This is a genomic window from Shewanella glacialimarina, assembly GCF_020511155.1.
Taxonomy (GTDB): Bacteria; Pseudomonadota; Gammaproteobacteria; order Enterobacterales; family Shewanellaceae; genus Shewanella; species Shewanella glacialimarina.
Genome location: NZ_CP041216.1, coordinates 3565576 through 3591800, shown reverse-complemented (window position 1 = coordinate 3591800; position 26225 = coordinate 3565576). Strand labels below are relative to the sequence as shown.

Annotated in this window: 23 protein-coding genes; 18 read left to right on the top strand and 5 right to left on the bottom strand. The window is 40.5% G+C overall.

From position 1 onward, the window contains the following. Positions 1-289 precede the first annotated feature (289 nt). Positions 290-2074 carry an ABCB family ABC transporter ATP-binding protein/permease gene (locus FJ709_RS15705; protein WP_226410953.1) on the top strand — a complete coding sequence of 595 codons (1785 nt, stop codon included), beginning with the start codon at positions 290-292 and terminating at the stop codon, positions 2072-2074. A 400-nt stretch (positions 2075-2474) separates the two neighbouring features. After that, positions 2475-2720 (top strand): hypothetical protein, encoded by a 246-nt coding sequence (locus tag FJ709_RS15700; protein WP_226410952.1) that lies wholly within the window; start codon positions 2475-2477, stop codon positions 2718-2720. Positions 2721-2877: 157 nt separating this feature from the next. Here FJ709_RS15700 and FJ709_RS15695 read toward each other — a convergent pair whose 3' ends face one another. Together FJ709_RS15695 and FJ709_RS15690 are read right to left on the bottom strand one after the other, a co-directional pair. Continuing rightward, on the bottom strand, positions 2878-3069 hold the full coding sequence (locus tag FJ709_RS15695) for a hypothetical protein (protein ID WP_226410951.1): 192 nt from the start codon (positions 3067-3069) through the stop codon (positions 2878-2880). A gap of 182 nt (positions 3070-3251) precedes the next feature. Continuing rightward, complete coding sequence (locus FJ709_RS15690) at positions 3252-4742, bottom strand: FMN-binding glutamate synthase family protein (protein WP_226410950.1); 1491 nt, start codon at positions 4740-4742, stop codon at positions 3252-3254. 324 nt (positions 4743-5066) lie between these two features. On the opposite strand from FJ709_RS15690, the gene FJ709_RS15685 reads away from it, so the two are divergent. The 6 genes from FJ709_RS15685 (at position 5067) to FJ709_RS15660 (ending at position 11429) form a co-directional block, all read left to right on the top strand. Further along, the gene (locus FJ709_RS15685; RefSeq protein WP_226410949.1) at positions 5067-5678 is read left to right on the top strand and encodes a DUF5610 domain-containing protein; all 612 of its coding nucleotides are present in this window, start codon (positions 5067-5069) and stop codon (positions 5676-5678) included. Between the two features lie 9 nt (positions 5679-5687). Beyond that, on the top strand, positions 5688-6437 hold the full coding sequence (locus tag FJ709_RS15680; RefSeq protein ID WP_226410948.1) for a ferredoxin--NADP reductase: 750 nt from the start codon (positions 5688-5690) through the stop codon (positions 6435-6437). Positions 6438-6612: 175 nt separating this feature from the next. Beyond that, positions 6613-7620 (top strand): Fe(3+) ABC transporter substrate-binding protein, encoded by a 1008-nt coding sequence (locus tag FJ709_RS15675; RefSeq protein WP_226410947.1) that lies wholly within the window; start codon positions 6613-6615, stop codon positions 7618-7620. Positions 7621-7708: 88 nt separating this feature from the next. Continuing rightward, the gene (locus tag FJ709_RS15670) at positions 7709-9340 is read left to right on the top strand and encodes an ABC transporter permease (protein WP_226410946.1); all 1632 of its coding nucleotides are present in this window, start codon (positions 7709-7711) and stop codon (positions 9338-9340) included. A gap of 1 nt (position 9341) precedes the next feature. Continuing rightward, positions 9342-10370, top strand: a complete 1029-nt coding sequence (locus FJ709_RS15665; protein ID WP_226410945.1) for an ABC transporter ATP-binding protein — start codon at positions 9342-9344, stop codon at positions 10368-10370. A gap of 120 nt (positions 10371-10490) precedes the next feature. Then, complete coding sequence (locus FJ709_RS15660; protein ID WP_226410944.1) at positions 10491-11429, top strand: Dyp-type peroxidase; 939 nt, start codon at positions 10491-10493, stop codon at positions 11427-11429. Positions 11430-11610: 181 nt separating this feature from the next. Here FJ709_RS15660 and argR read toward each other — a convergent pair whose 3' ends face one another. Next, on the bottom strand, positions 11611-12081 hold the full coding sequence (argR, locus tag FJ709_RS15655) for a transcriptional regulator ArgR (protein WP_226410943.1): 471 nt from the start codon (positions 12079-12081) through the stop codon (positions 11611-11613). A gap of 164 nt (positions 12082-12245) precedes the next feature. Further along, positions 12246-12662 (bottom strand): META domain-containing protein, encoded by a 417-nt coding sequence (locus tag FJ709_RS15650; RefSeq protein ID WP_226410942.1) that lies wholly within the window; start codon positions 12660-12662, stop codon positions 12246-12248. 98 nt (positions 12663-12760) lie between these two features. On the opposite strand from FJ709_RS15650, the gene FJ709_RS15645 reads away from it, so the two are divergent. Genes FJ709_RS15645 through FJ709_RS15635 form a run of 3 tightly spaced genes read left to right on the top strand, consistent with a single transcriptional unit; the run spans position 12761 to position 14040 of the window. After that, entirely contained in the window at positions 12761-13051 is a 291-nt protein-coding gene (locus FJ709_RS15645; RefSeq protein ID WP_319002887.1) for a hypothetical protein, read from the top strand. Further along, the gene (locus tag FJ709_RS15640; RefSeq protein WP_226410941.1) at positions 13048-13602 is read left to right on the top strand and encodes a GNAT family N-acetyltransferase; all 555 of its coding nucleotides are present in this window, start codon (positions 13048-13050) and stop codon (positions 13600-13602) included. Before FJ709_RS15645 ends, FJ709_RS15640 begins: the two co-directional genes overlap by 4 nt. Before the next feature lie 6 nt (positions 13603-13608). After that, complete coding sequence (locus tag FJ709_RS15635) at positions 13609-14040, top strand: hypothetical protein (RefSeq protein ID WP_226410940.1); 432 nt, start codon at positions 13609-13611, stop codon at positions 14038-14040. Positions 14041-14147: 107 nt separating this feature from the next. Here FJ709_RS15635 and metK read toward each other — a convergent pair whose 3' ends face one another. Continuing rightward, positions 14148-15299, bottom strand: coding sequence for a methionine adenosyltransferase (gene metK, locus FJ709_RS15630; RefSeq protein ID WP_226410939.1), 1152 nt, complete (start codon positions 15297-15299; stop codon positions 14148-14150). A 486-nt stretch (positions 15300-15785) separates the two neighbouring features. Here metK and tkt point away from each other — a divergent pair, with 486 nt between their 5' ends. The 7 genes from tkt (at position 15786) to FJ709_RS15595 (ending at position 26223) form a co-directional block, all read left to right on the top strand. Continuing rightward, the gene (gene tkt, locus FJ709_RS15625; protein WP_226410938.1) at positions 15786-17780 is read left to right on the top strand and encodes a transketolase; all 1995 of its coding nucleotides are present in this window, start codon (positions 15786-15788) and stop codon (positions 17778-17780) included. A 138-nt stretch (positions 17781-17918) separates the two neighbouring features. Further along, positions 17919-18938 (top strand): erythrose-4-phosphate dehydrogenase, encoded by a 1020-nt coding sequence (epd, locus tag FJ709_RS15620; protein WP_226410937.1) that lies wholly within the window; start codon positions 17919-17921, stop codon positions 18936-18938. Between the two features lie 137 nt (positions 18939-19075). After that, a complete protein-coding gene (locus FJ709_RS15615) occupies positions 19076-20254 on the top strand; it encodes a phosphoglycerate kinase (protein ID WP_226410936.1) in 1179 nt (392 codons plus the stop codon). A 145-nt stretch (positions 20255-20399) separates the two neighbouring features. Beyond that, on the top strand, positions 20400-21464 hold the full coding sequence (gene fba, locus FJ709_RS15610; protein ID WP_226410935.1) for a class II fructose-bisphosphate aldolase: 1065 nt from the start codon (positions 20400-20402) through the stop codon (positions 21462-21464). Positions 21465-21666: 202 nt separating this feature from the next. Continuing rightward, positions 21667-23016: an MATE family efflux transporter gene (locus FJ709_RS15605; RefSeq protein ID WP_226410934.1), complete on the top strand. Its 1350-nt coding sequence runs from the start codon at positions 21667-21669 to the stop codon at positions 23014-23016. Between the two features lie 108 nt (positions 23017-23124). Next, positions 23125-23865 carry a DUF481 domain-containing protein gene (locus tag FJ709_RS15600; RefSeq protein WP_226410933.1) on the top strand — a complete coding sequence of 247 codons (741 nt, stop codon included), beginning with the start codon at positions 23125-23127 and terminating at the stop codon, positions 23863-23865. A gap of 957 nt (positions 23866-24822) precedes the next feature. After that, positions 24823-26223 carry a hypothetical protein gene (locus tag FJ709_RS15595; protein ID WP_226410932.1) on the top strand — a complete coding sequence of 467 codons (1401 nt, stop codon included), beginning with the start codon at positions 24823-24825 and terminating at the stop codon, positions 26221-26223. Positions 26224-26225 lie beyond the last annotated feature (2 nt).

Genomic DNA, 26225 nt, shown 5'->3' with positions numbered 1-26225 from the left:
TCTTATTCGAGTTAAAAACCGCTAAAAGGCAATTTATTTTCAATTAACTAGTATTTTTGGAGTGCTTTAATTTAATTTAGTAGGTTAAAAGTACTGCTTTAATCGATTTAATAGTGCCATGCTGCTTTCGTTTGAGATTGTTTCTGATTATTTTAAATTATGCAGATTATTCTTATAGGACTAATTTTGCATTTGTTAACATCATTGCTGTGAGTGCGGTGTTATCATATCCACAGAGGAAATCGTCTCTATCACAATATTTATCGCCCTTGATTAACTGGAGCTATTTATGCGGCCATCCGCTTATTTTGAAGGACCTGTAGGTAAACTTAATTGGACAGTATTAGGTATGCTTTGGCCTTACCTATTAGAGTTCAAGGGGCGTATTTTTTTAGCTATGACCTGCTTGGTTGTGGCGAAGTTGGCTAGCGTGGGTTTACCGTTTATTTTAAAAGAGTTAGTCGATACGCTTGATAGTAATACTTCAGCAGCAAATGTCATTGTCGCCACACCTATAGCATTAGTGCTCGCATATGGTGCGATCAGGTTCCTTAATGTGGTGATCGGTGAAATTCGTGACACGCTTTTTGGCCGAGTAACAGAAAGAGCCATGCGGCGATTAGGTTTGGCTGTATTTGAACATTTGCATCGATTAGATTTAGATTTTCATTTAGATCGTAGAACCGGTGGTTTATCCAGGGATATTGAACGTGGTACAAGCGGTGTAAGCTTTTTAATGCGTTTTATGGTATTTAATATTGTACCGACCTTGCTGGAAATCACCTTAGTGATTGGTATTTTTTTCTATCAATATGGCATTAGCTTTGCGTTAATCACACTTGTTTCTGTAGTTGCTTATATTGGCTATTCGGTTATGGCGACTGAGTGGCGTACTGAATTTGTACGAGAAGCCGCTAGGGCAGATTCTTTATCTAACACCCGTGCTATTGATAGTTTATTGAATTATGAAACAGTTAAATATTTCAATAATGAAGCCCATGAGGCCGCGCGTTATGACTCTGCTCTTTGTGAATGGGAAGTCGCAAAGCGAAACAACCGTTTATCATTATTTGCGCTAAATGCTGGACAGGCGTCGATTATAGCCATTGCGATGACAGCAATGATGTGGCTTGCTGCTGTCGAGGTGACTGAAAAAACCATGACAATTGGCGACTTTGTACTGATTAACGCCTTTATGATGCAGCTATTTATTCCACTTAATTTTTTAGGCTTTGTTTACAGAGAGATCCGAGGTGCACTGGCTAATATTGAGCGTATGTTTGATATTTTGGATAAACAACCTACTGTAGTTGATAGGGAACACGCCAGTGATCAACCTCCTGAGCTCGGCACGATTAAGTTTGAGAATGTTAGTTTTCAATATGATGAAAGGCAAATATTAAATAATGTTAGTTTTGAAGTTCCTCTAGGTAAAAAAGTGGCTGTGGTTGGTGACAGTGGGGCCGGTAAATCGACCTTGATTAAATTACTGTTCCGCTTTTACGATGTTAATAATGGCCGTATTACCATAAATGACGTCGATATTCGCGATATGACTCAACAAGCATTAAGGCGAGCCATTGCGATTGTTCCCCAAGATACAGTGTTATTTAATGATTCTTTATTTGAAAATATTCGCTACGGTAGACCCAATGCAACCCAAGTTGAGATAGAGCAAGCCGCTGAACTCGCTCATTTGAGTGAGTTTATTAATGTGCTCCCTAAGCAATGGCAAACCAAAGTTGGTGAGCGTGGATTAAAGTTATCTGGTGGGGAAAAACAACGGGTCTCTATCGCACGCGCAGTATTAAAATCTGCGCCCTTTTTAGTATTCGATGAAGCAACATCATCCTTGGATAGCCGCTCTGAAAAAGCCATTTTAAACGCTCTACGTGATGCAGCTAAAGGTCATACAAGTCTAGTGGTAGCACATCGTTTATCAACAATTATCGATGCTGATATGATAGTCGTACTAAGCAAAGGGCAAATAGTTGAAACAGGCACCCACGCGGAATTGATCAATAACAAAGGCTTGTATGCACACTTATGGACTATTCAGAATGAACAAACTTAAACAACCTCTTTTCATGATGTAAACCGTATTAAACATTGGCTTACATTTGTTTTTTCGTTGTATTAACTTACGGAAAACCAGCTATTTAGGTGATAATGTGCTTTGTGTTCAAAACAATTAACAAGTTTGCTATGAAATAGGTTAAACGTGTTAGATTTAGCAAATTGAACGTATTTCATAACCCTAGTGAGGTTAAGTTGAATTGTTAACCTGTTGCAAGAAACAAGGTATAACTAGTGTTTATTAATAGTGTTTGAGTATAATTAACTCAACTATTTAACAGGATTATGGGTTGTTTATTAAAAAGCCGCACACTAGATTTGGATGGTTTGACAGCATGTCTCAAGTGCTATTTTTTAAATGCTAGTGTTAAAATGCTTATAACATATGGAGGTGGCTGATGCAGAATATTCTTTTAATCGCAGCCTTAGAAGGTACTCAACACCAAGTGAGTACAGATTGGTTTGCTATTGTTGCTATGTTAAAAGCGCGTGAATTATCAGATGATGAAATTAACCGTGTTTATAATGAATTGTGTGCAGGATTAAGAGTGACAACACGTGGGGTGACATTAGCGAAGCAGTCTATTAATGAAATGGACAAGAAAATTATTAAGCAATCTGAAAATAAGGATTTACTGATATAGGTTTGTATTTAGAGAAGCTCGACTTAAGGCTTTAGTTGGAGAATGAGTGCTGAAATATTTAGTAGTTACCAATAGTGCTTAGTAGTTACCAATAGTGCTTAGTAGTTACCAATAGTGCTTAGTAGTTACCAATAGTGCTTAGGAGTTATCAATAGAGCTATTTTTTTTTCCAACCAATACAAACCAGTTTTATTAAGGTATCGGGTTCTGTTAATGGAACAAGCCTAATAATTTTTCCTTGTTCAAAACACACCATCTCGCCTTCAATTTCAGTCAGACGATCGCAATTTTTACAGCTGTAACTTGCTGTTTTTCCTTTTATTGCAGTTTGAACGTTCTTTAAATTCAAGATTGTATCCTTTAAAGCATTTTTATCGACTTTTAGTCACTATCTGGTAGTCGCTATCAGCTAGTCACTATAGGTGATGCATCTTACACTTTACCTCTGTAATGTGATCTATGCATCACCTTATAGTCTAACTGATAATCAAAAAGCTTTAAAGTAATACTTTGGGACTGTATTCGAATAGCTTAATTAATCAGATGCTTATAATGTTTATCTAGAGAAACGGAAACGCCACTAGAAATTACAATGTGTGCATGTTTTCGCGTCAATTGTCTCGCATCGTTAACACCGCAGGAGTGAGCTATCATTGTTAAATCATAATGTAAGAAATGATTGTAGTTGGCCACACGAGTCGATTTATCTTTGGGATCGAGTCCTCGCTGTAATCGCTTATCGTGGGTAGTGATACCTGTTGGACAAGTATCTTTATTGCATTGCAGTGATTGAATACAACCCAACGCAAACATGTTACCTCTGGCTGATGCGATAAAATCTGCACCTGTAGCGAGTGCCCACGCAACATAGGATGGCATGACTAATTTCCCGGTAGCAATAATTTTTATCCGTTGACGTAACCCTTTTTGAATAAGCAAGTCGACTAGTCTTGGTAGGCTTTCTCGCAGTGGTAAGCCAACATTGTCCATAAGTGCCTGAGGGGCGGCACCTGTTCCACCATCTGCGCTGTCTAAGGTGAAAAAGTCTGGTGCATGCTCAAACCCCCTTAGGGCTATTTCATCGCACATATCTTCAATCCAGGTGATATCACCGATAACCGCTTTAATACCAGTTGGTTTACCCGTTGCTATTCTCACTTGGTCAACCATGTCTAAAATATCTGCTACACAGGTAATTTCAATATGGCCATTAGGGCTGATAGAGTCCTCTCCAATGGGAATCCCCCTAATATTAGCTATTTCTTCAGTGACTTTTAGGCCTGGAAGTATGCCGCCTTTACCTGGTTTAGCACCTTGACTGAGTTTAATTTCAAACATTTTAACTTGTGGGCGAGCTGCGATTTGTTTCAGTTTTTCATCATCAAGATGGCCTTCTGCATTACGTACACCATATTTTGCAGTGCCAATTTGAAATACTAAGTCGCAATTACCTTTAAGATGATGTGGGCTTAATCCCCCTTCGCCAGTATTTAACCAGCAGCCTGCTTTTGCTGCACCGTGGGACAATGCCGTTATCGCAGGTCTTGATAATGCACCAAAGCTCATGGCTGAAATATGGCAAATTTTGTCTGTGGTGTAGGGAGTATCACATTGCTCGCCAACCGTTACTGTGGCAGGTGCAACATGAATGTGATCACTGATAGGAAATGCAGAGTTGAGAAATAAAATACTGCCCTGCTTGTCTAAGGGCTGAGATGAGCCAAAAGCAATGGTGCGCTCTACGTTTTTTGCTGCTCGATATACCCAACTGCGTTCAGCGCGATTAAAAGGTAACTCTTCGCGGTCGTTAGCAAAAAAGTATTGTCTAAAAAACTCACCTTGCTTTTCAAATAAATAACGAAATCGACCAAGAACAGGGTAGTTGTGTCTAATTGCTTGTTTTGTTTGTAACTTATCAGCGATGTACATATACATCACACCAATGATCGCGGCCCAAAATAAAATTAAAAACAGGCCTGCGAACAGATCTATCCCCCATAAAATCCATGGTTGCAATTGCATGTATTATCCTTAAATGAAGCGAGTTAAATGTATCTCAAAAGATTGATTAGTCAATATAGTTGAAGATTACCTACTACCATTGAAACTTATACTGAGTATCAAGAATAAGATCAATCTAGCTGAAGTAACGGATTTATGACTAATCAATGCAACTAAATGAATAGTCTAAAGCTTAACAATATTCATTTGATGCAGTAATCGATGCCGTTAATCAAAGTATCTGATGCTAATGTTGAGTCTAAGGGGTATTTTTACAAATATCACTTTAGGTTAATTTTTACTCGTCGATAAAGAGATATAGATTTCAAAAATGGAGCAGGCTTCATGGAAATTAAACCCAATAGAAATATGACCCAGTTTACATCATTGTCAAAAAATACAGAGAAAGATAAACAGGCTGTTGATAACGTCAGTAATCAGGGTGTGCAGTCAGCGGATAAGCAAGCCAATATGTCTGTTAGTCAAATTACTAAGCGATTAATGAATGGGCAAATTCTGGCGGCACAGGAGAAAGTGACGTTATCTTCCGGAGATCAATCACTGGCATTGTTATATCGCAGTGCCATTGATGCCATAGATGCTGAGCTTGATTTAGTCTTGGGTGAAAATAAACCCTCCAAATCAATGGAGGTTGAAGTTGATTACTCGCCAACAGCCACAGCAGATCGAATAGTACAATTTGCCACAGGTTTTTTTGGTTTATATCAGCAACAAAACCCCGACGGTGATTTCGAGACTCAACTTAATAGCTTTATGGATAAGATATCTAAGGCGATAGATGACGGCTTTGGACAAGCCAAAGCAATATTGTCAGGTTTGAAAGTGCTTCAAGGCGATATTGTCGCTGGTGTGGATAGTACCTATGAGCATATTCAAAGTGGATTAGCTAAGTTTAAGTTAGACATGTTACCTTCTACTAAAGACGCGAAAGAATAAGGGTGTGTTATGTGGGTAACTGGTGAAGTAATTGAGCGAATTGATTGGAATGAAAAGCTTTTTTCCTTAAAGATTAAAGCGCCTGTTGAACCTTATATCGCAGGGCAGTTTATTAAGTTAAGCCAAATCCGAGATGAAAAACGTATTGCTCGGGCTTATTCAGTGGTTAACCCACCAGGCAGCGATTATGTCGAAATATTAGCTGTAGCTGTTGAAAATGGTCAATTGTCACCCGATCTGCAATCACTTAACCCCGGTGACACAATTGAAGTGACGCCTAAGGCGACCGGATTCATGACTCTAGATGAAATTCCCCATGGCGCACTGCAAGGTAAGCATTTGTGGTTGATTTCTACTGGCACCGCTGTTGGTCCCTTTATTTCAATGTTGTTAACTGACGAACCTTGGCAGCGATTTGAAAAAGTTGTTTTGGTCTATGGTGTACGCTTAGCGTCGGACTTAGCGTATTTAGAATCTATTAAGCAGCTGCAAGCAAAATATTCTCAACAATTTCACTTTATTCCTATTGTTACCCGTGAATCCTACGAAGATGCGTTAATGTGTCGCATTCCCGATGCGATTAATAATGGTCTGTTACAACAAAAAGCGTCATTAACGATTAATGCAGAAGACTCTCAAGTGATGATTTGTGGTAATCCTGGGATGATTTCTGATGCACAAACCGCACTATTAGAATTAGGGTTAACTAAAAACCTAAGAAGGGCTCCTGGGCAAATAACAGTAGAGAAGTACTGGTAATCAGCCACAGTGTTATATGCTTGCAGTACTGAGCGAGATCTAAGTCAACATCAATACAAATTTAATAAAATGCGCTTGCTCCTTTTGCGCTGATCATTTACCCTTGTCGCGATTGATAACTATTATCATTGTTAGTTGCTTTTGGCAGTTTAAATCAACCAAGGAGAATGTGAAAATGAAAATGGTACAAGGCACTGCGATTTTAGGTTTAGCATGTTTAGCCAGTTCTGCAATGGCGGATGAGGCGTTAACTGTATATTCATATCGACAAGCATTTTTGGTTGAACCTATCCTAGAGCAGTTTACTCAAAATACTGGTATTAAGGTCAATGTTGTATTCGCTAAAGATGGAATTGCAGAACGAATTGAACGTGAAGGCCGTTTGTCTCCAGTTGATGTTGTATTAACCTCTGACTTTTCTCGTTTAATGGAATTAGTTGAAAAAGATCTTGTCTCTCCAGTTAACAATGATGTGATTAATAGCAATATTCCTGAGGTTTATCGTTCACCTACGAATGATTGGTATGCACTAACTATGCGCGTACGTAATGTGTATTCTTCAAAAGAGCGCACCGGCAAGATTGATATCGATTATGAAGACCTAGCTAAACCGGAATACAAAGGTAAAATTTGTACTCGTAGTGGTAAGCACCCATACAATGTAGCTTTAGTGGCCTCTATGATCGCGCATCATGGCGAAGCAGAAACTAAAACCTGGCTTTCAGGCGTCAAAGCTAACCTAGCGCGCAAACCCCAGGGTAATGATCGCGACCAAGTGTTAGCGGTTAAAGAGGGAATGTGTGATGTTGCTATTGGTAATAGTTATTACTATGGCAATATGATGATGGATGAGAATCAAAAAAGCTGGGCTGAAGCCGTTGAGATAAACTTCCCTAATCAGGCTAACAGAGGTGCACACATTAACGTCTCTGGTATGGCGCTAGCTAAGTTTGCGCCAAGCAAAGATAATGCAATAAAATTAATGGAGTTTTTAACCTCTAATGTTGCTCAGCAAGCCTATGCGGACGTTAACATGGAATATCCGGTTAAAGCTGATGTGAAGCCGTCAAAACTTGTGGCATCATGGGGCGACTTCAAAGCAGATTCACTTCCTATTTATAAATTGGCTGAAAATCATCAAGCGGCAGTGAAGCTACTTGATGAAGTAAAATTCGACCTTTAATATCAATATTGATATTACGCCAGTTTTTGCATTGTCACTCAATACGGTGTCGAGGATTGCACCGTATTGATTTAACTGGATAGTTGTTATGATTTTAGGTTTATCCAGAAGCTGGTCGCTTACTGGTTACTTAATAGCGGCGGTGATCACACTGCCGCTTATTGCATTAATAGTGCAAGCCACATTTCCCGATGAAGCCGTTTTTAAGCACCTGTTTGATACCGTACTTCCAACCTATATTGCTAATAGCTTATTGCTTATGCTGCTGGTGGGTATTGGCTCGTTAGTCATTGCCGTCCCTGCAGCATGGTTTGTTGCCCGTTGTGAGTTTCCTGGGCGTCGATATTTTCAATGGTTATTGCTATTACCTTTGGCTATGCCAGCCTATATAGTCGCCTATGTTTATACTGATATGCTGGACTATGCAGGTCCTGTACAACGTGTCCTAAGAGATTTGTTTCAGTGGAGTTCTCCACACGATTATTATTTTCCTGCTATTCGTAGCCTAGGTGGTGCAGCGATCATGTTATCGTTAGTGCTGTTCCCTTATATCTATTTATTGGCTCGTACCGCTTTTATGGAGCAGTCTTCTAGTTTATTACATGCATCGCGCATTATGGGGTCTAGCCCTTGGCGCAGCTTTTGGCGAGTAGCTTTACCTATGTCACGTCCAGCGTTGGCGGTTGGTGTGGCACTGGTTGCAATGGAAACCGCTGCCGACTATGCCACCGTAAGCTATTTTGCTGTACCAACATTAACCACGGCGGTATATGACACTTGGCTGGGCTATGGCAGTTTAACCGCGGCAGCCAAATTGTCAGCGATTATGTTATTAGTGATTTTTACTATGGTTGGCGTTGAGCGATTTGCCCGGCGCAAGCAAGAGTTATTTCAAAAGCAATCAGCGCTGAGTGACAATGATAGATATCGACTGACAGGGATTAAATCTTTTGCAGCTTGGGCATACTGTAGTGCACTATTATTATTTGCATTTTTACTACCGTTTATAATTTTGAGCGCTTATGCCATCGATTATTTTGACCAAAGTTGGGATGATCGTTTTTGGCAATATAGCTGGAATAGTTTGTACATTGCGGTACTCGTTAGCTTAATATGTTTATTATTAGCTTTAATATTGATGTTTGTACGTCGAGTGAGTCCTAGGCAATCGGACTCCCTACCTTCACGCTTAAGTAGCACTGGTTACGCCTTACCTGGCACAGTTTTAGCGATTGGTGTGCTAGTACCTTTGACCTATTTAGATTTTGCGGTTAATGATATTTATGACTGGTTTGGCGCTCGCGGCCCTGGTTTGTTTTTTACTGGTAGTGTTTTTGCGCTTGTATTTGCATTCACGGTGCGTTTTTTAGCGATAGCAATTGGTAGCCTTGAGAGTAGTTATAAGCGCATATCACCATCGTTAGATATGGCCAGTATTACTATGGGCCAAAAGCCTAAACAGCTACTAATGCGTGTTCATTTGCCACTATTGCGCAAGGGCTTATTGGCTGGTGCGCTACTGGTATTCATTGAAAGTATGAAAGAGTTGCCCGCAGCGCTATTATTAAGGCCAATTGGCTTTGAAAATCTAGCGACCTATGTTTTCCAATTTGTGTCTGATGAAAAGCTCGAGCATGGCGCTCTGGCAGCTATTGTAATTGTATTTGTTGGACTTATTCCGTTGATTTATCTTAACCGTTCATTGGAGCATACTCGCTAATATGTCGACTCTTACCATCGAAAATGTCTCCAGTGATTACCAAGGACAGGTGATTTTAAACGGGCTCAATCTTACCCTGCAACAAGGCGAAATTGTCGCTTTGCTTGGCCCTAGTGGCTGTGGTAAAACCACCTTGCTTCGCGCTATTGCTGGCTTACAGCCCATTAGTCAGGGCACAATTCAAATCAATGGCAATACCCTTACCGGTGATGGAATATTTATTCCTAGTGAACAGCGCGGGGTAGGGATGATTTTTCAAGATTATGCCTTATTTCCTCACCTCAATGTGGCCGATAACATTCTATTTGGGGTGAAAGGCCTTAACAAAGCAGCGCGACAAGCCAGGCTAGATGAAATGCTTGAACTCGTTAAGTTAACCGGCTTAGGTCAACGCTATCCCCACGAGTTGTCAGGCGGGCAGCAACAACGTGTATCCATTGCACGCGCGCTGGCCTATGAACCCCAGTTACTCTTGCTTGATGAACCTTTTTCTAACATAGATGCTCAAGTACGTAATGAGATGATGCTTGAAATAAGAAGCATTTTGAAGCAACGTAATGTCAGTGCTGTATTTGTCACCCATAGTAAAGATGAAGCATTTGTATTTGCTGACAAATTAGCTTTATTTAAGCAGGGCGCTATTATTCAACACGGTTTGGCTGAAGACCTTTATGCTTACCCTACAGACCGTTATGTTGCTGAGTTTTTAGGTGCTGGAAATTATTTACCAATAAAGGTAACAAATAGTCAGCAAGTATCATCACCAATTGGTTTATTGCAAAGTAGTGCGGCTATAAATTATCCTGTTGACTACCAAGGACACTTATTACTTAGACCGCAACAAGTTGAACTGGTTGCTGATGATAATGGCGTCGCCACTATCGTGGATAGAAGGTTTTTAGGAACGGTTTGTCATTATTGGGTCAAAGTTGAAGAGCATTGTTTGGAAGTCAAAAGCCAAATATTACAGTTATCGCCAGGGCAAAAAGTTAATTTATTTGCACCAACGCACCCCTTGGTTATTTTTTGATTTGTGTTATTGAAAAATTATTTTATGATGATTATAAGATTTTCAATTGATTGAACACTGAATTAAGTCGTTCAGTTTAAGTCTCTCTTTCCAATAACAATCTAGGTGGTTTGTTTCAATATGGATAATCAGGTTATGCCGCGCGAGCAATTAGGGATATGTGCTGAAGGTAATTTACATAGTATTTATTTGATGTTTAATGCCAACGACGGCGTTGAGGATAAATTGCGTCCTTCAATTGCTAGTGTAGCGCAATATATCTATGAGCTAACAGATCAATATGCTGATAGCGCCTTCAATGGCTTTGTTGGCATTGGGGCTAATTTTTGGGACACATATTATCCACAGGCCCGCCCCGCACTGTTAAAACCTTTCCCTGCAATGAATGAGGGTAACCGTGATGCGCCGGCTATCGAATATGACTTATTTATTCATATTCGTTGTGACCGTTTCGATATTTTGCATCTGGTAGCCAATGAAATTAACCAAATGTTTGAAGACTTGGTTGAGCTGATTGATGAGGAGCGCGGTTTCCGTTTTATGGATAACCGTGATTTAACTGGTTTTGTTGATGGTACAGAAAACCCTAAAGGTCGTCATCGTCAACAGGTGGCTTTGGTAGCAGAGGAAGATCCTGAATTTAAATCAGGTAGCTATATCCATGTACAGAAATTTGCTCACAATTTAAGTAAGTGGCAACGTTTGCCTGTTAAGAAGCAAGAAGATATTTTCGGCCGGACTAAACAAGATGATATTGAATATGAATCTGCCGATAAGCCGTTAACCAGCCATACCAAACGTGTTAATTTAAAAGATGCTGATGGCAATACTATGGAAATTTTACGTCAAAGTATGCCATACGGCTCAATTAAAGAGCAGGGACTTATGTTTATCTCTAGCTGTAAGACACCTGATAATTTTGAGCAAATGCTACGTAGCATGATTTATGGTGATGGGCATGGTAACCATGACCATTTAATGCTGTTTACTAAAGCATTAACCGGGTCATCTTTTTTTGCACCTTCACTGGATTTTCTCACCCAGTGGGAAGAAGATTAAAGTCTGTGATAGATGAATAGCAGCTGTCATTAATAATGATTATTAACCGTCGCTGTTAACAAAAATACCCAATAAAAAAGCAATGCCAAAGCATTGCTTTTTTATTGGGTATTTAATAGTAAGCACTGATATTTCGGGGTTCAGTGATAGCCAACAGCTACTTCTTGATATAACTAAGCCGTTACTCAGTGAAGTTAAACAGAGACTTAACCGTTTCAAGCGTATCATCAATTGTTTTAATGCTTGAAGGGCTAATAAAGATAGTATCGTCACCGGCAATGGTGCCTAAAATACCTTCCGGCTTTCCTATTGAGTCCAATAGTCGTGCAATTAATTGCGCAGCACCAGGGCTTGTGCGTACCACTATCATGGCTTGGTTATGGTCGACATCAAGTACTAAGTTTTTTAATGGACTACCAGCTGTCGGCACACCTAATTCTGCAGGTAAACAATAAACCATTTCTTGTTTGGCGTTACGGGTTCTCACTGCGCCAAATTTGCTCAGCATCCGCGATACTTTAGATTGGTTAATGTTGCCGAATCCTTCAGCTTGAAGCGCATTAACTATTTCACTTTGGCTGCCGAAGCGCTCTTCTTTTAAGATAGCTTTAAATGTTCTGACCAGATCATCCTGATTTTTATTGGTTGGCATATTGTATTTTCTTCTTATAGTTGTTATTCAAAAAAACGCTACATTTTGAATAAAAATGAATCTTGAGTCAAGAAAAATCCATTTTGTGTGAATATAAATTCAATTTAAAGCATTGTGCGAAGTGTAGTAAATTGTTTACTTAGCCACAAGCCGGGAAGGTTAAATTATTTGCTTAATTTACTTAGCACCATAATGGTTTGGCCGCTTTTATTGATTAAAAGTAACTTATTTTGATTAAGCTGGGCGCTATAAACTAAAGGCAGTGCTTGCATCACTCTTTGTTCTTGTACCATAAGTGCTTCGATACAAGCTTTGCGGGTTGAACCCGCGGGTGAAAGCGTCAGCAAATCGTTTTTAAGTGAGTATTGGCCCATAAATGGATTGCAACTAGTGTTGCCTGTTAACTGACCATTATCAGAAAAAACTAATTTTGCGGGACTGTAATCAATAGTCGGTTCTGACAGCACGGATTCAATATGCCACTGGCCAACAAGTGTTGTGGTGTTATCAATATCGGAATAACTTTGGCATGCGCTCAATGAAAAAATAACTGCTGCGGCGCCTAAAAAATGCTTTATCATGTTTACTGTATTTGCCTAGATTGCTTCAATTGAAGCTATTCTACTTGATACTGTGTCAAAGTGATAACACGTCAGCGGCCTATTAGTGAGAAATCGATATGATTAAATGGTTAAAAGGGCTTCATTACTTAGGGTCATTACTGTTATTTGCGGGCAGCTATTTACTGGTGTTTACTGAATCTAGCCAGCGTGCTCAGGGAATGTTGATGGTGGCGAGCCTTATTGGCTTAGGTTTAACAATGATGACGCCCTATCCTGTGGCATTAGTCATCGAATGGGCTAAAAAACAAGATACTGCTTCAGCTAAGCTCCCGTCAGTTGAAAGCACTAAAGTTGAAGCACCTAAATCTGAAAATTCCCCATCTGACAAGCCGCAGGAAAAAGAGTGATTCTATATCGCAAAGCCAATCTCGCGGATGTCTCGCAGTTAGTCGAGCTAGAACGCACCCATGTTAATGCTGAGCTAGGCCAGTTTGATCCCAGTCTTCAAGGGCACGCCTTAACGGCTGCGCAAGTGACTTTATTAATCAATCAACATTGGATTATGTTGGCGCTAGATAACCTGCAGATTGTCGGTTACGTTATTGCTGCTAAATGGGACTTCTTTGCTAAGCAAGCACTGTACCAAAAAATAATTCAAAAGCTGCCGCAATTAGATATTGAACGTGATGGTGTTAAATTAGCGCTTACTCAAACCAATAGTTGTCAATATGGACCAATATGGATAGCTGAGAAATATCGTGGTCAGGGTATTTTTACTCATCTAGTTAATCATATTGCTGATGCGGTTAGCAGTAAGGTTAGGTATTTAGTTGCCTATATTGCTGAAGATAATAACCGTTCATTTAGAGCCCATACTCAATATGCTGATATGCAAGTTGTCGATTTCTTTAGTTTTCAACAGCGCGATTTTTACTTGTTAGTTAGAGTTATTTATTGAGATAAAATGCTGAATATACCGTCAAAATTTGATGATTTGTTTGCGCCTTATCTTGGGCTGCGCTTGAGTGCGTTTGATAACGCCAAATTAGTTGTCGCTGTGTTAGCGCAACATCAATATAAATACCAAGCCGCTGAGATAATGTTAATCACCAAGGGCGCAGTTCAATCAACACCGCGTTATGCTGTAAAGTGGTTAGGGTTAACCAATAATCAAGTTGATATTGTTAATGGCTGTGCAGATAACTGCCGTGATATGGATTATTGCTGGATTGATTGTGGCAAGATAAATCAATATGAAGTGGGATTGATCTTAATTGATCCCACTGATGCACAAGGCAATAATATTGTGGTCGTGAATGCAATCACGTTACCGGTAATGACTATGCAGCAAATCGGTTTTATGTGTGTAGAAAGTGCCCATTTTGATCACTGTTGAACCCAGCTTTTTTTGCGTCTAATTTTAACGGTTCGTCAGTTTAAAATTACAGACAATAAAAAACCGCCTAAATGGCGGTTTTTTAATTCACGCTAATCAGTCTTTAGTTAGAAGCCTGCATCAGCACGTAAGATCTCAGCTTTATCAGTTGCTTCCCACGGGAACTCGCTGCGGCCAAAGTGACCATAAGCAGCAGTCTTTTGATAGATAGGGCGAGCCAAATCTAACATTGCAGTTAAGCCATATGGGCGTAGTTCGAAATGTTGACGAACTAACTTGATTAGCACTTCTTCAGACACTTTACCTGTGCCAAATGTTTCAATGCTAATTGAAGTAGGCTCTGCTACACCAATTGCATAAGACACTTGCAACTCACAGCGATCAGCTAAACCAGCCGCAACAATGTTTTTAGCCACATAACGCGCAGCATAAGCCGCACTACGATCGACTTTTGATGGATCTTTACCCGAAAAAGCGCCGCCACCATGACGAGCCATGCCGCCATAGGTATCTACGATGATTTTACGACCGGTTAAACCACAATCACCAACAGGACCACCAATAACAAAACGGCCAGTAGGGTTGATAAAGTATTTAGTATCTTTAGTTAACCAGTGTGAAGGCAATACTGGTTTGATGATGGTTTCCATCACAGCTTCAATTAAATCAGCTTGCTTAACTTCTTCTTTATGTTGGGTTGATAACACAACTGCATCAATACCGACAATTTTGCCATCGTTATAAGCAAAGGTGATTTGACTTTTTGCATCAGGACGTAACCAGGGTAACGTGCCGTCTTTACGTACTTCTGATTGACGCTTAACTAATTTGTGTGCATAAGTAATAGGTGCAGGCATTAACACATCAGTTTCGTTACTCGCATAACCAAACATTAATCCTTGGTCGCCAGCACCTTGCTCAGCAGGATCGCTTCGGTCAACACCTTGGTTGATATCAGGAGATTGCTTACCAATTGCATTCAAAACTGCACAGGAATCAGCGTCAAAACCCATATCAGAATGAGTATAACCAATGTCACGCACGGTTTTACGAGCAATTTCTTCGATATCAACCCAAGCAGAAGTGGTCACTTCGCCACCCACTAATACCATGCCTGTTTTAACATAGGTTTCACACGCAACACGAGCTTTCGGGTCTTGCTCAAGTATTGCGTCTAATACCGCATCAGAAATCTGATCGGCGATTTTATCTGGATGACCTTCTGAAACTGATTCAGAAGTGAACAAGTGCTTTGCCATAGTCGGAAATCTCATCGTTTGCTGATAAAAAATATAAATTTATATACGTCTAGACGTCTATTCTAGTCGAAATTGATTTTGATAACACCCCACTATACGAATTAAAGCGTAGAATTGTGCAATGTTTCATGAAAATGTTAACCAGCAAGATAAGCTGTTTGCTATTCTGTGTAATTAACGTGATGAAATTTAAAGCTTAAGTAGTATTTGATTCGTGATATTTTAACGCGACTGTATATATATTTGGACAATATAAACCCACTAAATAAATTGCCTGAACCAATAATGTCCGCTTTGATGGAAGCTTAATGCCATTATTTTACGCGCTAAATTAGGCCGGTTTATGGTAATTATTAAGCTTTAATAGCCAATCTGAAGTTTGAATTGATACACACGAAAAATATTAATTTGCGTCGCGCCGCCTAGTAGGGGAAAATATGTCTCCACAATTGCCCGCTAGACCTCATTAAACAAGCAGGAGAGAGCATGTCATCTCGTAAAGAACTCGCAAACGCAATTCGTGCGTTAAGTATGGATGCCGTTCAAAAAGCCAATTCTGGACACCCAGGCGCGCCAATGGGTATGGCAGATATTGCTGAAGTATTATGGAATGATTTCCTAAAGCATAATCCAACCAACCCTAACTGGGCTGACCGTGACCGCTTTATTTTATCTAATGGCCATGGCTCAATGCTTATTTACTCTCTATTACATCTTTCGGGTTATGAGCTTCCAATTGAAGAGCTTAAAAATTTCCGTCAGTTGCACTCTAAAACGCCTGGTCACCCTGAATATGGTTATACCCCAGGTGTTGAAACCACCACAGGTCCACTAGGTGCTGGTATCAGTAATGCCGTTGGTATGGCGATTGCTGAAAAAACCTTAGCGGCACAGTTTAACCGTGATGGCCACGATATCGTTGATCACTTCACTTACTGTTTCTTGGGTGATGGCTGTTTAATGGAAGGTATTTCACATGAAGCCTGTTCATTAGCGGGCACATTAGGTTTAGGTAAGTTGATTACGTTCTGGGATGACAACGGTATTTCTATCGATGGTCACGTTGAAGGTTGGTTTACTGACGATACGCCTAAGCGATTTGAAGCATACGGTTGGCATGTTATTGCAGATGTTGATGGTCACGACAGTGATGCCATTCGCGCAGCAATTGAACTTGCTAAATCTGTAACTGATAAGCCAACAATGATCTGTTGTAAAACAATTATTGGTTTTGGTTCACCGAATAAATCGGGTAGCCATGATTGTCACGGCGCGCCATTAGGCGATGCTGAAATTGCAGCCGCTCGTGAATTCTTAGGCTGGCCACACGCACCATTTGAAATTCCTACAGATGTATATAAAGGTTGGGATGCTAAAGAAACTGGCGTCGCCAATGAAAAAGCATGGGACAGTAAATTTGCTGGATATAAAGCAGCTCACCCAGCGTTAGCGGCTGAGTTTGAACGTCGTGTATTAAACGGTGATTTACCGGCAGACTTTGAAGCAAAAGCACAAGCATTCATTCAAGAATGCCAAGATAAAGCTGAAGGCATTGCAAGTCGTAAAGCATCACAAAATTCAATTGGTTTCTTTGGTGCTATGTTACCTGAATTATTAGGTGGCAGTGCTGACTTAGCGGGCTCAAACCTTACGCTATGGTCAGGTTCAAAAGGCATTCAAGACGATGCAGCTGGTAACTATATCTATTACGGTGTGCGTGAGTTTGGTATGAGCGGCATTATGAATGGCGCCTCATTACACGGTGGCTTCATCAATTACGGCGCAACTTTCATGATGTTTATGGAATACGCACGTAATGCGGTACGTATGTCTGCATTAATGGGTATTCAGAACATTTTCGTTTATACCCATGACTCAATCGGTCAAGGTGAAGATGGTCCAACTCACCAACCTGTTGAGCAATTAGCTAACTTACGTATGACACCTAACATGACTGTATGGCGTCCATGTGATGCTGCTGAAACAGCAGTATCTTGGAAGTCTGCAATTGAAACTCGCAAATCTCCAACATCATTAATCTTTAGCCGTCAAGGTCTTAAGGCTCAAGCGCGTAGCGCTGAGCAATTAGCTAACGTAGCTAAAGGTGGTTATGTGCTGGTTGATTGTGAAGGTGTTGCGGACGTTATCTTAATTGCTACCGGTTCAGAAGTGCAGTTAGCGGTTGATTCTGCTGCAGCATTAACTGTCGATGGTATCAAAGTACGCGTGGTGTCTATGCCGTCGACAAATGTGTTTGACAAGCAAGATGCAGCTTACAAAGAGTCTGTATTACCTCGAACTGTGACTAAACGCGTCGCCATTGAAGCGGCTCACGTTGATTTCTGGCATAAGTATGTTGGCTTTGATGGCGATGTTGTCGGCATGACAACCTTCGGCGAGTCAGCACCTGGTGGCGACTTATTGAAGCACTTTGGCTTTACCGTTGATAATGTGGTTAGCAAAGTCAAAGCACTGGCTTAAAACATGATCCACGATTGACTCAAATTAGCGCTTATATGTTAAGTGCTTAATTGTGTATAATATGACGGCCGACACTTTATGTGTTGGCCGTTTTTATTTTTCTGCCTTAATAATCTCTCTTTTTATGCTGGGAATGGAATGATTCGAGTTGCAATAAATGGTTATGGTCGTATTGGTCGCTCCATTCTGAGGGCGTTATATGAATCAGGGAAGCGTGACCAAATTCAAATAGTTGCGATTAACGAACTCGCAAAACCCGACGCTATTCGTCATCTTACCCAATACGATACAACCCATGGTCGTTTTAAACATCAGGTCAGCTTAAAAGACAATCATCTTATTATTGGTGATGATGCCATTCTATTGCTTAATCAGTCTGACCCAAGTCAACTACCTTGGGCTGAACTGGATATCGATATTGTTTATGAAGCGACGGGGAGCTTAAATGATCGTCAAGAATGTGAAGTGCATATTCAAGCAGGTGCTAAACAAGTCCTTATTTCTCATCCTTCTTCTCCCGATGTTGATGGCACCATAGTGTATGGGGTTAATCATGATTTATTACGGCCAGAGCATACAGTAGTATCTAACGCATCTTGTACAACCAATTGTATTGTGCCAGTTATCGATGTGTTAGATAGGCATTTCACTGTTAAAAGTGGCGCAATTACCACCATTCACTCTGCGATGAATGATCAGCAAGTGATTGATGCATATCATGATGATTTACGCCGCACCCGCGCCGCCAGTCAGTCAATTATTCCAGTGGATACCAAGCTGGCACGCGGTATTGAGCGTATATTGCCCCACATGAAAGATATGTTTGAGGCCATTTCAGTGCGCGTGCCAACGATCAATGTTACCGCGATTGATTTGTCCGTTACTTTAGAGAAAAAAGTTGATATCGCCCAAATTAATCAGGTATTAGCCTTGGCCTCAAATGGCAGTTTTAATGGTATTTTGGGATATACAGAAGAGCCATTAGTGTCATGTGATTTTAACCATGACCCGCGATCGAGTATTGTTGATGGCACCCAAACCCGTGTCAGCGCCGGGCATTTGGTAAAATTACTCTTATGGTGTGACAACGAGTGGGGTTTTGCTAATCGCATGCTCGACACCAGCTTGGCGATGATCCAAGCTAAGCAGTCAAAATAATACTCCTGATGATTTATGCTAAAAATAACTAAATAACTAAATCAAAGGGCATGAATGATTTTTAACCGTGGATGATGCATCGGCGGTGAACAACAGATTTGTTTTTTAATTTTTACATTTATAAGGAAAGGCTAATTATGGCTATTATCAATATGGTGGATTTAGATCTGCAAAATAAGCGCGTGCTTATTCGTGAAGATTTAAACGTACCCGTTAAAGACGGTGTTGTAACAAGTGACGCACGCTTGCGTGCTGCATTACCAACAATCAAACTGGCACTTGAAAAAGGCGCTGCTGTGATGGTGATGTCTCACCTTGGTCGTCCAACTGAAGGCGAATTCAATGCTGAGTTTTCGATGCAACCTGTTGTCGATTATTTAGTTAACGCACTGGATTGCCCAGTTCATTTAGCTGATGACTACCTTAACGGTGTTGACGCTAAAGCGGGTGAAGTGGTTGTATTTGAAAACGTGCGTTTTAACGTTGGCGAAGGCAAAAACGATCAAGCACTCGCGAAGCAAATGGCAGCATTATGTGATGTGTACGTTATGGATGCTTTTGGCACCGCACATCGCGCCCAGGCATCAACCCATGGTGTTGGTCTGTTTGCTCCTATTGCCTGTGCTGGCCCATTATTGGCCCAAGAGTTAGATGCTTTAGCTAAAGCAATGGATAACCCAGCACGTCCGTTAGTGGCCATTGTAGGTGGCTCTAAAGTCTCTACTAAGTTAACTGTGCTAGAAAGCTTGTCTGGTATTGTTGATCAACTGGTAGTGGGCGGCGGCATTGCCAATACCTTTATTGCTGCAGCAGGTCACAATGTCGGTAAATCATTATATGAAGCTGACTTACTTGATGAAGCTAAGCGTTTAGTGGCGAATGCAAAAAGTCGCGGTGCTGACATTCCTGTCCCTACAGATGTTGTGGTTGCTAGCCAATTCAGCCCAACGGCTGAAGCGACACTAAAGTCTGTGAACGATGTGAGTGATACTGACATGATTTTTGATATCGGCCCAGAAAGTGCCGAAGCTTTGGCAAAAATTATTGAACAAGCTGGCACGATAGTGTGGAACGGTCCTGTTGGCGTATTTGAGTTTGATCAATTTGGTAAAGGCACTGAACGTATCGCCCAGGCCATTGCAAATTCAAAAGCCTTCTCTATTGCTGGCGGTGGTGACACCTTAGCGGCAGTGGATAAATACAATATTGCAGATAAAGTTTCATACATTTCGACCGGCGGCGGTGCTTTTTTAGAGTTTTTAGAAGGCAAAAAGCTTCCTGCTGTAGAAATGCTTGAGCAACGCGGCGCAGAATAAGCGTTAAGCGATAAAAATAATAATTATTATAAAAAAACCGTTCCTTAAGTTAACAGACCTAACAATTGTTAGCTTAAGGAATATAAAAATCCATCCAAAAAATAGCGACCTAGGTGAGTAATCACCCTATAATTGGAGAACAAAAATGGCTCTTATCTCTCTACGACAAATGCTAGATCATGCTGCTGAACATGGTTATGGTGTGCCTGCTTTTAACGTCAACAATCTTGAGCAAATGCGTGCAATTATGCAAGCGGCTGAAGCAACAGACAGCCCTGTTATTGTGCAAGCCTCTGCGGGTGCACGTAAATATGCGCGCCCACAGTTTTTAAAATATTTAATGGCCGCAGCGCTTGAGCAATATCCAGATATTCCAGTGTGTATTCACCAAGACCACGGTACTGATCCTGATATTTGTCAGCGTTCTATTCAATTAGGTATGTCGTCAGTTATGATGGACGGCTCGTTAATGGCCGATGGTAAAACACCAGCTTCATATGAATATAACGTAGATGTGACTCGTCGCACTGTTGCTTTCGCACACGCATGTGGTGTGTCTGTTGAAGGCGAAATTGGTTGTTTAGGCAGTTTAGAAACAGGCGAAGCTGGCGAAGAAGATGGTATCGGCGCTGCAGGTATTCTGACTATGGACCAAATGCTAACAACCCCAGAGGAAGCGGCACGTTTTGTTGCAGATACTCACGTTGATGCATTGGCTATCGCTATTGGTACTAGCCATGGTGCTTACAAGTTTAGCCGTAAGCCTACTGGCGATGTTTTACGAATAGATCGCATTAAAGAAATCCATGCCCGTATTCCTAATACTCACCTAGTAATGCATGGTTCATCTTCAGTACCACAAGAGTGGTTAAAGATTATCAATCAGTATGGCGGTCAGATCCCTGAAACTTACGGCGTACCTTTAGAGGAAATCGTTGAAGGGATTAAGCATGGCGTTCGTAAAGTGAATATTGATACCGATTTGCGTTTAGCATCTACTGGTGCAGTACGTAAATTCTTAGCTGAAAATCCAGCAGAATTTGATCCACGTAAATTCTTAAAAGCATCAATGGAAGCTATGGCAGACATTTGTACTACGCGCTATGAAGCGTTTGGTTGTGCTGGTATGGCATCTAAAATTAAGCCTAAGTCGTTACAGGCTATGTATAAAGCCTACCAGTCTGGCGAGTTAGACCCAAAAATAGTCTAATTTATAGCCGCGTTAAAGCCCGTCAGACTAAGGTTTCGGCGGGCTTTTTGTTTGATAGCATTTATAGTTTTTTGTTAGTTAATGCATTTTTGTCATACTGTAATTGTAATTGTAATTGTAATCTGTTAATCCGAGTCGAATTTAAATATCGACCTACTCTCTTGATTCATTATTAATCACAAACATTAGTGAAACCGCAATTATGCAAACCGCGACAGATAAACCGTTATCATTATTTAGCTTAACCTGGCCATTATTTATTGATTTTGCACTGCACTTTTTAACCGCAGCGTTAAACACATTTATGATAAGTCATGTTTCGTATCAAGGTGTTGCAGCCTTGTTTGTTGGCAATATGGTGTTTGAACTAGCCATTACCTTATTTAGCTTTGTCAGTATTGGTGCAAGTGTGGTGATCACCCAATATCTTGGTGCTAAAAATAAAGCCGCTGCCCGTGATGTTGTTTACTCGGCTATTGGTTTTAACCTAGGTGTGGGAGTAGTTGCGGCGTTTGGCGTTGTTGCAGGTGCCAGCTCTATTCTTTATTTAATGAATTTACCCGAGCACTTACTTGCAGACGGTAAGTTATATTTACAAATTGTCGGCTTATGTTTAATTCCTGAAGCTATGGCGATGTGTATTGCAGGAGCGATGCGCGCCCATGGTCATACTTTGCAAGCTATGTGGGTAACATTAGCGATGAATATCATCACATTTATCGGTAATTTACTCTTACTCTATGGTTGGTTTGGCTTACCTAAAATGGGCGTAGCCGGTGTGGCAATTAGCACTGTCACGGGGCGTATTATCGGTGTATGCATCATGTTGGTTCTTTTTGTACGTTATACCGGAATTTGCCTGCATGTCCCCTCAATTATTAAACCAAAATGGACAATGCTTAAAAAAGTGTTTCACATTGGTTTGCCCGCTGCGGGAGAGAATTTGTCCTGGATGTTGCAGTTTTTAGTGGTGACCTCATTTGTTGGTTTGATGGGCGATAAAGCATTAGCCGCACAGTCGCTATACTTTCAAATCTGTATGTTTATTTTGTTGTTTGGATTATCCATAGGTATTGGTAATGAAATCATTATCGGTCACTTAGTGGGAGCTAAAGCTATTAAGGCTGCTGAAAAACAAATGTATCGTGCTTTGAAGTTGGGGTTAATAGTCACCACTTCAGTGGCCGCATTAGCCGCTATTTGGGGCCAAGATCTTGTGGCATTGTTTACCGATGAAACCGATGTGCTGCAATTAGTGGCACCGTTATTTATTCTCACCCTGTTTATGGAGCCTGGACGCACATTTAATTTAGTGGTGATTAATGCATTACGCGCCAGTGGTGATGCCAAATTTCCGTTTTTTGTTGGTGTTTTCTCTATGTGGTGTATTGCGGTTCCTGGGGCATATTGGCTCGGTATTCATTTAGAGTATGGCTTAGTTGGCATATGGGCCGCTTTGGCGGTTGATGAGTGGGTGCGTGGATTAGCCATGTTATGGCGCTGGCGCAGTGGACGCTGGCAATCAAAAAGTCTAGTACTAGAGCATGATTAATCAATATTTAGTAAGGCATACCGTTCAGTCAGTTTTTCAATTTTTTATCAAAGTGTTAATATACGTCCGATTTTGAGAGGATTAACGTACGGAAAAGGATCTAATAATATGAGAAAATTGCTTTTAGCTGCTGCAATAACATTTGCAATACCATTCACAGCTCAAGCTGGTGCTGATTTTGTTGAAGGTGATGACACATTTGGTGGGGAAGCTGAATTAGGGGCAACCTTAACGACAGGCAACACAGATACATCTTCTTTTAAAGCACGTTTAGATTTGAAGCATGAGCTAGATAATTGGGAGAACCAATACTTATTCGAGGGGCTTTATAAAGAAGATACCGGTGATGTCACTGCAAAACGTTATTTTGTCGGTGCTCAAGGTAACTATCAAATTAATGAGCGTAGCTATATTTTCGCTAACACCAATTATGAAGTCGATCCTTTTACTGGTTATGATTTTACCTCAACAACCTCTTCAGGTTATGGTCATCGCCTTATTGATACTGCAGATACATCTCTACAAGCTGAAATTGGTCCCGGTTATATTTATCAAGGTTTAGATGAAGAAACGGCACTGGCTGAAGGCTATGATTCTGAAGACAGCGTTGTTGCTCACGCCGTGTTAAATTATCAAACTAAAATCAGTGATTCATCTAAATTCCAACAACGTTTTGTTGCCGACTGGGGTGAAAAATTAGATGCACGCTCAGAAACATCATTAACCGCAAACATTGTTGGCGCACTAGCAATGAAGTTCGCCGTTATTGTGCGTTATAATAGCGATCCGCTTGAAGGTAAAGAAAGCACTGATACAGAAACTAATATGACCTTGTTATATGCCTTTTAATCTTTCTGTTTGAGTGTTTTTACATCAATATAGCTGGTATTTACCAGCTATATTTTTGCACTCTAGCTTGAATTTAAAGTATTTCTCTTGATTTCACTGCTATCCCCGTTTTATAAAATCGATATTATTACTTTAATATGTTCGATTCGCGCTCAGGTTCACGATTTTAATCGCTAGTTAGGTGCACAATATGGCAAATAATGTTGAATGACTTCGACGTTGTAAAGGCATTTACATGGTCGGTAAGCACTTAACATGTGAGGCTAGATCACCTTTTAGAACCTAGCGAGAGTAAGGCATGCAAATCGGGAGTTGTTGGTTTGATCGGCCCAATAAATTATTCGTTGATCCCTCAAGAGACCTCAGCTGGCCTTTAAATGATCAAGAATTTTGGGTGCTTGAACAGCTAGTTCTGCATCGAGGCCAGGTCGTTCCAATAAGTCAGCTCGCATCATCGTCTATGACCCACGTAAGTGTCTCAAAAACGATTGAATCATTAGTCCATTTTTTAGGTAAAGACCAAGCTTGCTTACTCGAATACATTCCAGGACAAGGAGCCGTACTGTATAAAAGGAATTTGGTTCGTGCATCTAGTTTATTAGGTTTGCCCTATAAAACCATGCCCTATAGGTTATATTTTTTGATGCTAATATTGATCATCATTGTGTGTGTTTATCTATATTTCAGTTTTTCATCTTCCGTCAGTATCCTGACGAAGATTTGAGCTTTATAGCTAATTTACCCCCAAATATCTTTTAAAAGATGGTTTATTGTATGTAAACTATGCAACTTAAACGATGGAATTTAAATTATTGTATCTAACAAATTAGTGGCTTAATTTTCAGACTCTTACACTTTAATCTTGGTTGTAACTGATTAAATTAAATTAAGATTGTAAGAGATTTAACTAATCTATAGTAAGATTATTAGCATCGAATATGCGAGTAGAGTGGATCAGTGGCAAAGGTAAAAGTTAAACAAGAAGAAGCGCTTTCGGTTAAATTTAGCCATCAAATGGGCACAGGCGTTCAACGAACTTTTGATTTGTACTTTTTCTTGCCTAATGAAATGTCGATCGGTAGTAATACCTTAAATGAGGAAGAATATTATCATAGCGGTATAGTTGGTCGACGCTCATATTACTCCAAAGGGCTGCATTTACCGCTAGTTCAATCTCGTTTTGCCAGTTTGAATAAGCGTACTTTGGAAGAGTTTCGTTTATATCTTAATCTATTTGCTTATCAATTTGCTGTTGCGATTGAAACCGATGCTAAAGAGTTACGTCAAAAGTCAGAGGCAAGCGAATTTTATCCCGTCTTAAATGATTTGTGCGAACTCGTCGCGCAGTTATTAAAAAAATTCCGCCGTAATGAACCCAGTGAAGAAAAATGGAAGTCATACTTTGAGCACGCCGACAATTATTTGTCCTGGTTTTGCGAGCAACAATTACTTAAAACCTTAGCGTCTCGACCTCGTAGTGCTGAATATAATGACATTACAGAGAAAGTTATTTTACTGTGTCGCAGCGAAAATCAATATCGTGAAGTAGAAAAGCGTTACAACTCGACGCAAACTAAGCAAGATGCAAATCGAATCTCTAATAAAATGTTACTGCTTCGCCGACTTATCCAGCAAGGGGTAGTATTAAAAGAGGAATTAAAGCCTTTAGGTATCGGGTTAAAGAAGTTTGTGACTGGATTAGCCACAGGGCTAGTCATGCTTGTCGTCTCAGCGCTTATTTTTAAGGCTCAAGGATTCTTCAATGGTCTAACGATGACCTTATTACTGACTTTGGCAGTGATATATGGTTTTCGTGAGATATTTAAAGAAGATATTCGCAATGCTATGTGGCGCCTTATTCAGCGCGGACGACCGCGTTGGAGTCGAATATTACGCGATACCACCACGCAAGCAATTGTTGCTAAGCAGCTAGTTTGGTTGGAGTTTATTCGCTCGCAAGATATTCCAAAACATGTCGCCGAAATTATGAAACAACGTCATAGCCAAAACAAGGTCGACACTACAACATTGCACTACCGTATTGCGACTAAAGTCACCAATAAACCCTTTGAGGCAGGATATTCGCAAATTCAAGAGCAAGTGAATTTCAGCTTAATTCCCTTTGCTAGATACCTTGAGCGCGGTAACGCAAAAATTTACCATGAATCAGAGGGGAAGGTTAGCCATGCATCTGTAGAACGCCGCTATCAACTCAATTTAGTTGCGGTGCTCAAAGATGGCAAAGAAGCGCCTGAGTACGCTCGCTTTAAAGTGACCATGAACCGTTCAAGTATTATTGAAATAACTGAAAGCAAATTACCTGACAATATAAACCCGTTTAGTATTGAACAGGAATAGTG

Excerpts from the sequence above, each read along its gene's own strand:
- FJ709_RS15690 (WP_226410950.1), bottom strand. The coding sequence starts at position 4,742 with ATGCAATTGCAACCATGGATTTTATGGGGGATAGATCTGTTCGCAGGC.
- FJ709_RS15680 (WP_226410948.1), top strand. The coding sequence starts at position 5,688 with ATGTGGGTAACTGGTGAAGTAATTGAGCGAATTGATTGGAATGAAAAG.
- FJ709_RS15615 (WP_226410936.1), top strand. The coding sequence starts at position 19,076 with ATGGCTATTATCAATATGGTGGATTTAGATCTGCAAAATAAGCGCGTG.
- epd (WP_226410937.1), top strand. The coding sequence starts at position 17,919 with ATGATTCGAGTTGCAATAAATGGTTATGGTCGTATTGGTCGCTCCATT.
- argR (WP_226410943.1), bottom strand. The coding sequence starts at position 12,081 with ATGCCAACCAATAAAAATCAGGATGATCTGGTCAGAACATTTAAAGCT.
- FJ709_RS15635 (WP_226410940.1), top strand. The coding sequence starts at position 13,609 with ATGCTGAATATACCGTCAAAATTTGATGATTTGTTTGCGCCTTATCTT.
- FJ709_RS15600 (WP_226410933.1), top strand. The coding sequence starts at position 23,125 with ATGAGAAAATTGCTTTTAGCTGCTGCAATAACATTTGCAATACCATTC.
- FJ709_RS15665 (WP_226410945.1), top strand. The coding sequence starts at position 9,342 with ATGTCGACTCTTACCATCGAAAATGTCTCCAGTGATTACCAAGGACAG.
- FJ709_RS15645 (WP_319002887.1), top strand. The coding sequence starts at position 12,761 with ATGATTAAATGGTTAAAAGGGCTTCATTACTTAGGGTCATTACTGTTA.
- fba (WP_226410935.1), top strand. The coding sequence starts at position 20,400 with ATGGCTCTTATCTCTCTACGACAAATGCTAGATCATGCTGCTGAACAT.
- FJ709_RS15675 (WP_226410947.1), top strand. The coding sequence starts at position 6,613 with ATGAAAATGGTACAAGGCACTGCGATTTTAGGTTTAGCATGTTTAGCC.
- FJ709_RS15650 (WP_226410942.1), bottom strand. The coding sequence starts at position 12,662 with ATGATAAAGCATTTTTTAGGCGCCGCAGCAGTTATTTTTTCATTGAGC.
- FJ709_RS15705 (WP_226410953.1), top strand. The coding sequence starts at position 290 with ATGCGGCCATCCGCTTATTTTGAAGGACCTGTAGGTAAACTTAATTGG.
- FJ709_RS15685 (WP_226410949.1), top strand. The coding sequence starts at position 5,067 with ATGGAAATTAAACCCAATAGAAATATGACCCAGTTTACATCATTGTCA.
- FJ709_RS15660 (WP_226410944.1), top strand. The coding sequence starts at position 10,491 with ATGGATAATCAGGTTATGCCGCGCGAGCAATTAGGGATATGTGCTGAA.
- FJ709_RS15670 (WP_226410946.1), top strand. The coding sequence starts at position 7,709 with ATGATTTTAGGTTTATCCAGAAGCTGGTCGCTTACTGGTTACTTAATA.
- FJ709_RS15700 (WP_226410952.1), top strand. The coding sequence starts at position 2,475 with ATGCAGAATATTCTTTTAATCGCAGCCTTAGAAGGTACTCAACACCAA.
- metK (WP_226410939.1), bottom strand. The coding sequence starts at position 15,299 with ATGGCAAAGCACTTGTTCACTTCTGAATCAGTTTCAGAAGGTCATCCA.
- FJ709_RS15605 (WP_226410934.1), top strand. The coding sequence starts at position 21,667 with ATGCAAACCGCGACAGATAAACCGTTATCATTATTTAGCTTAACCTGG.
- tkt (WP_226410938.1), top strand. The coding sequence starts at position 15,786 with ATGTCATCTCGTAAAGAACTCGCAAACGCAATTCGTGCGTTAAGTATG.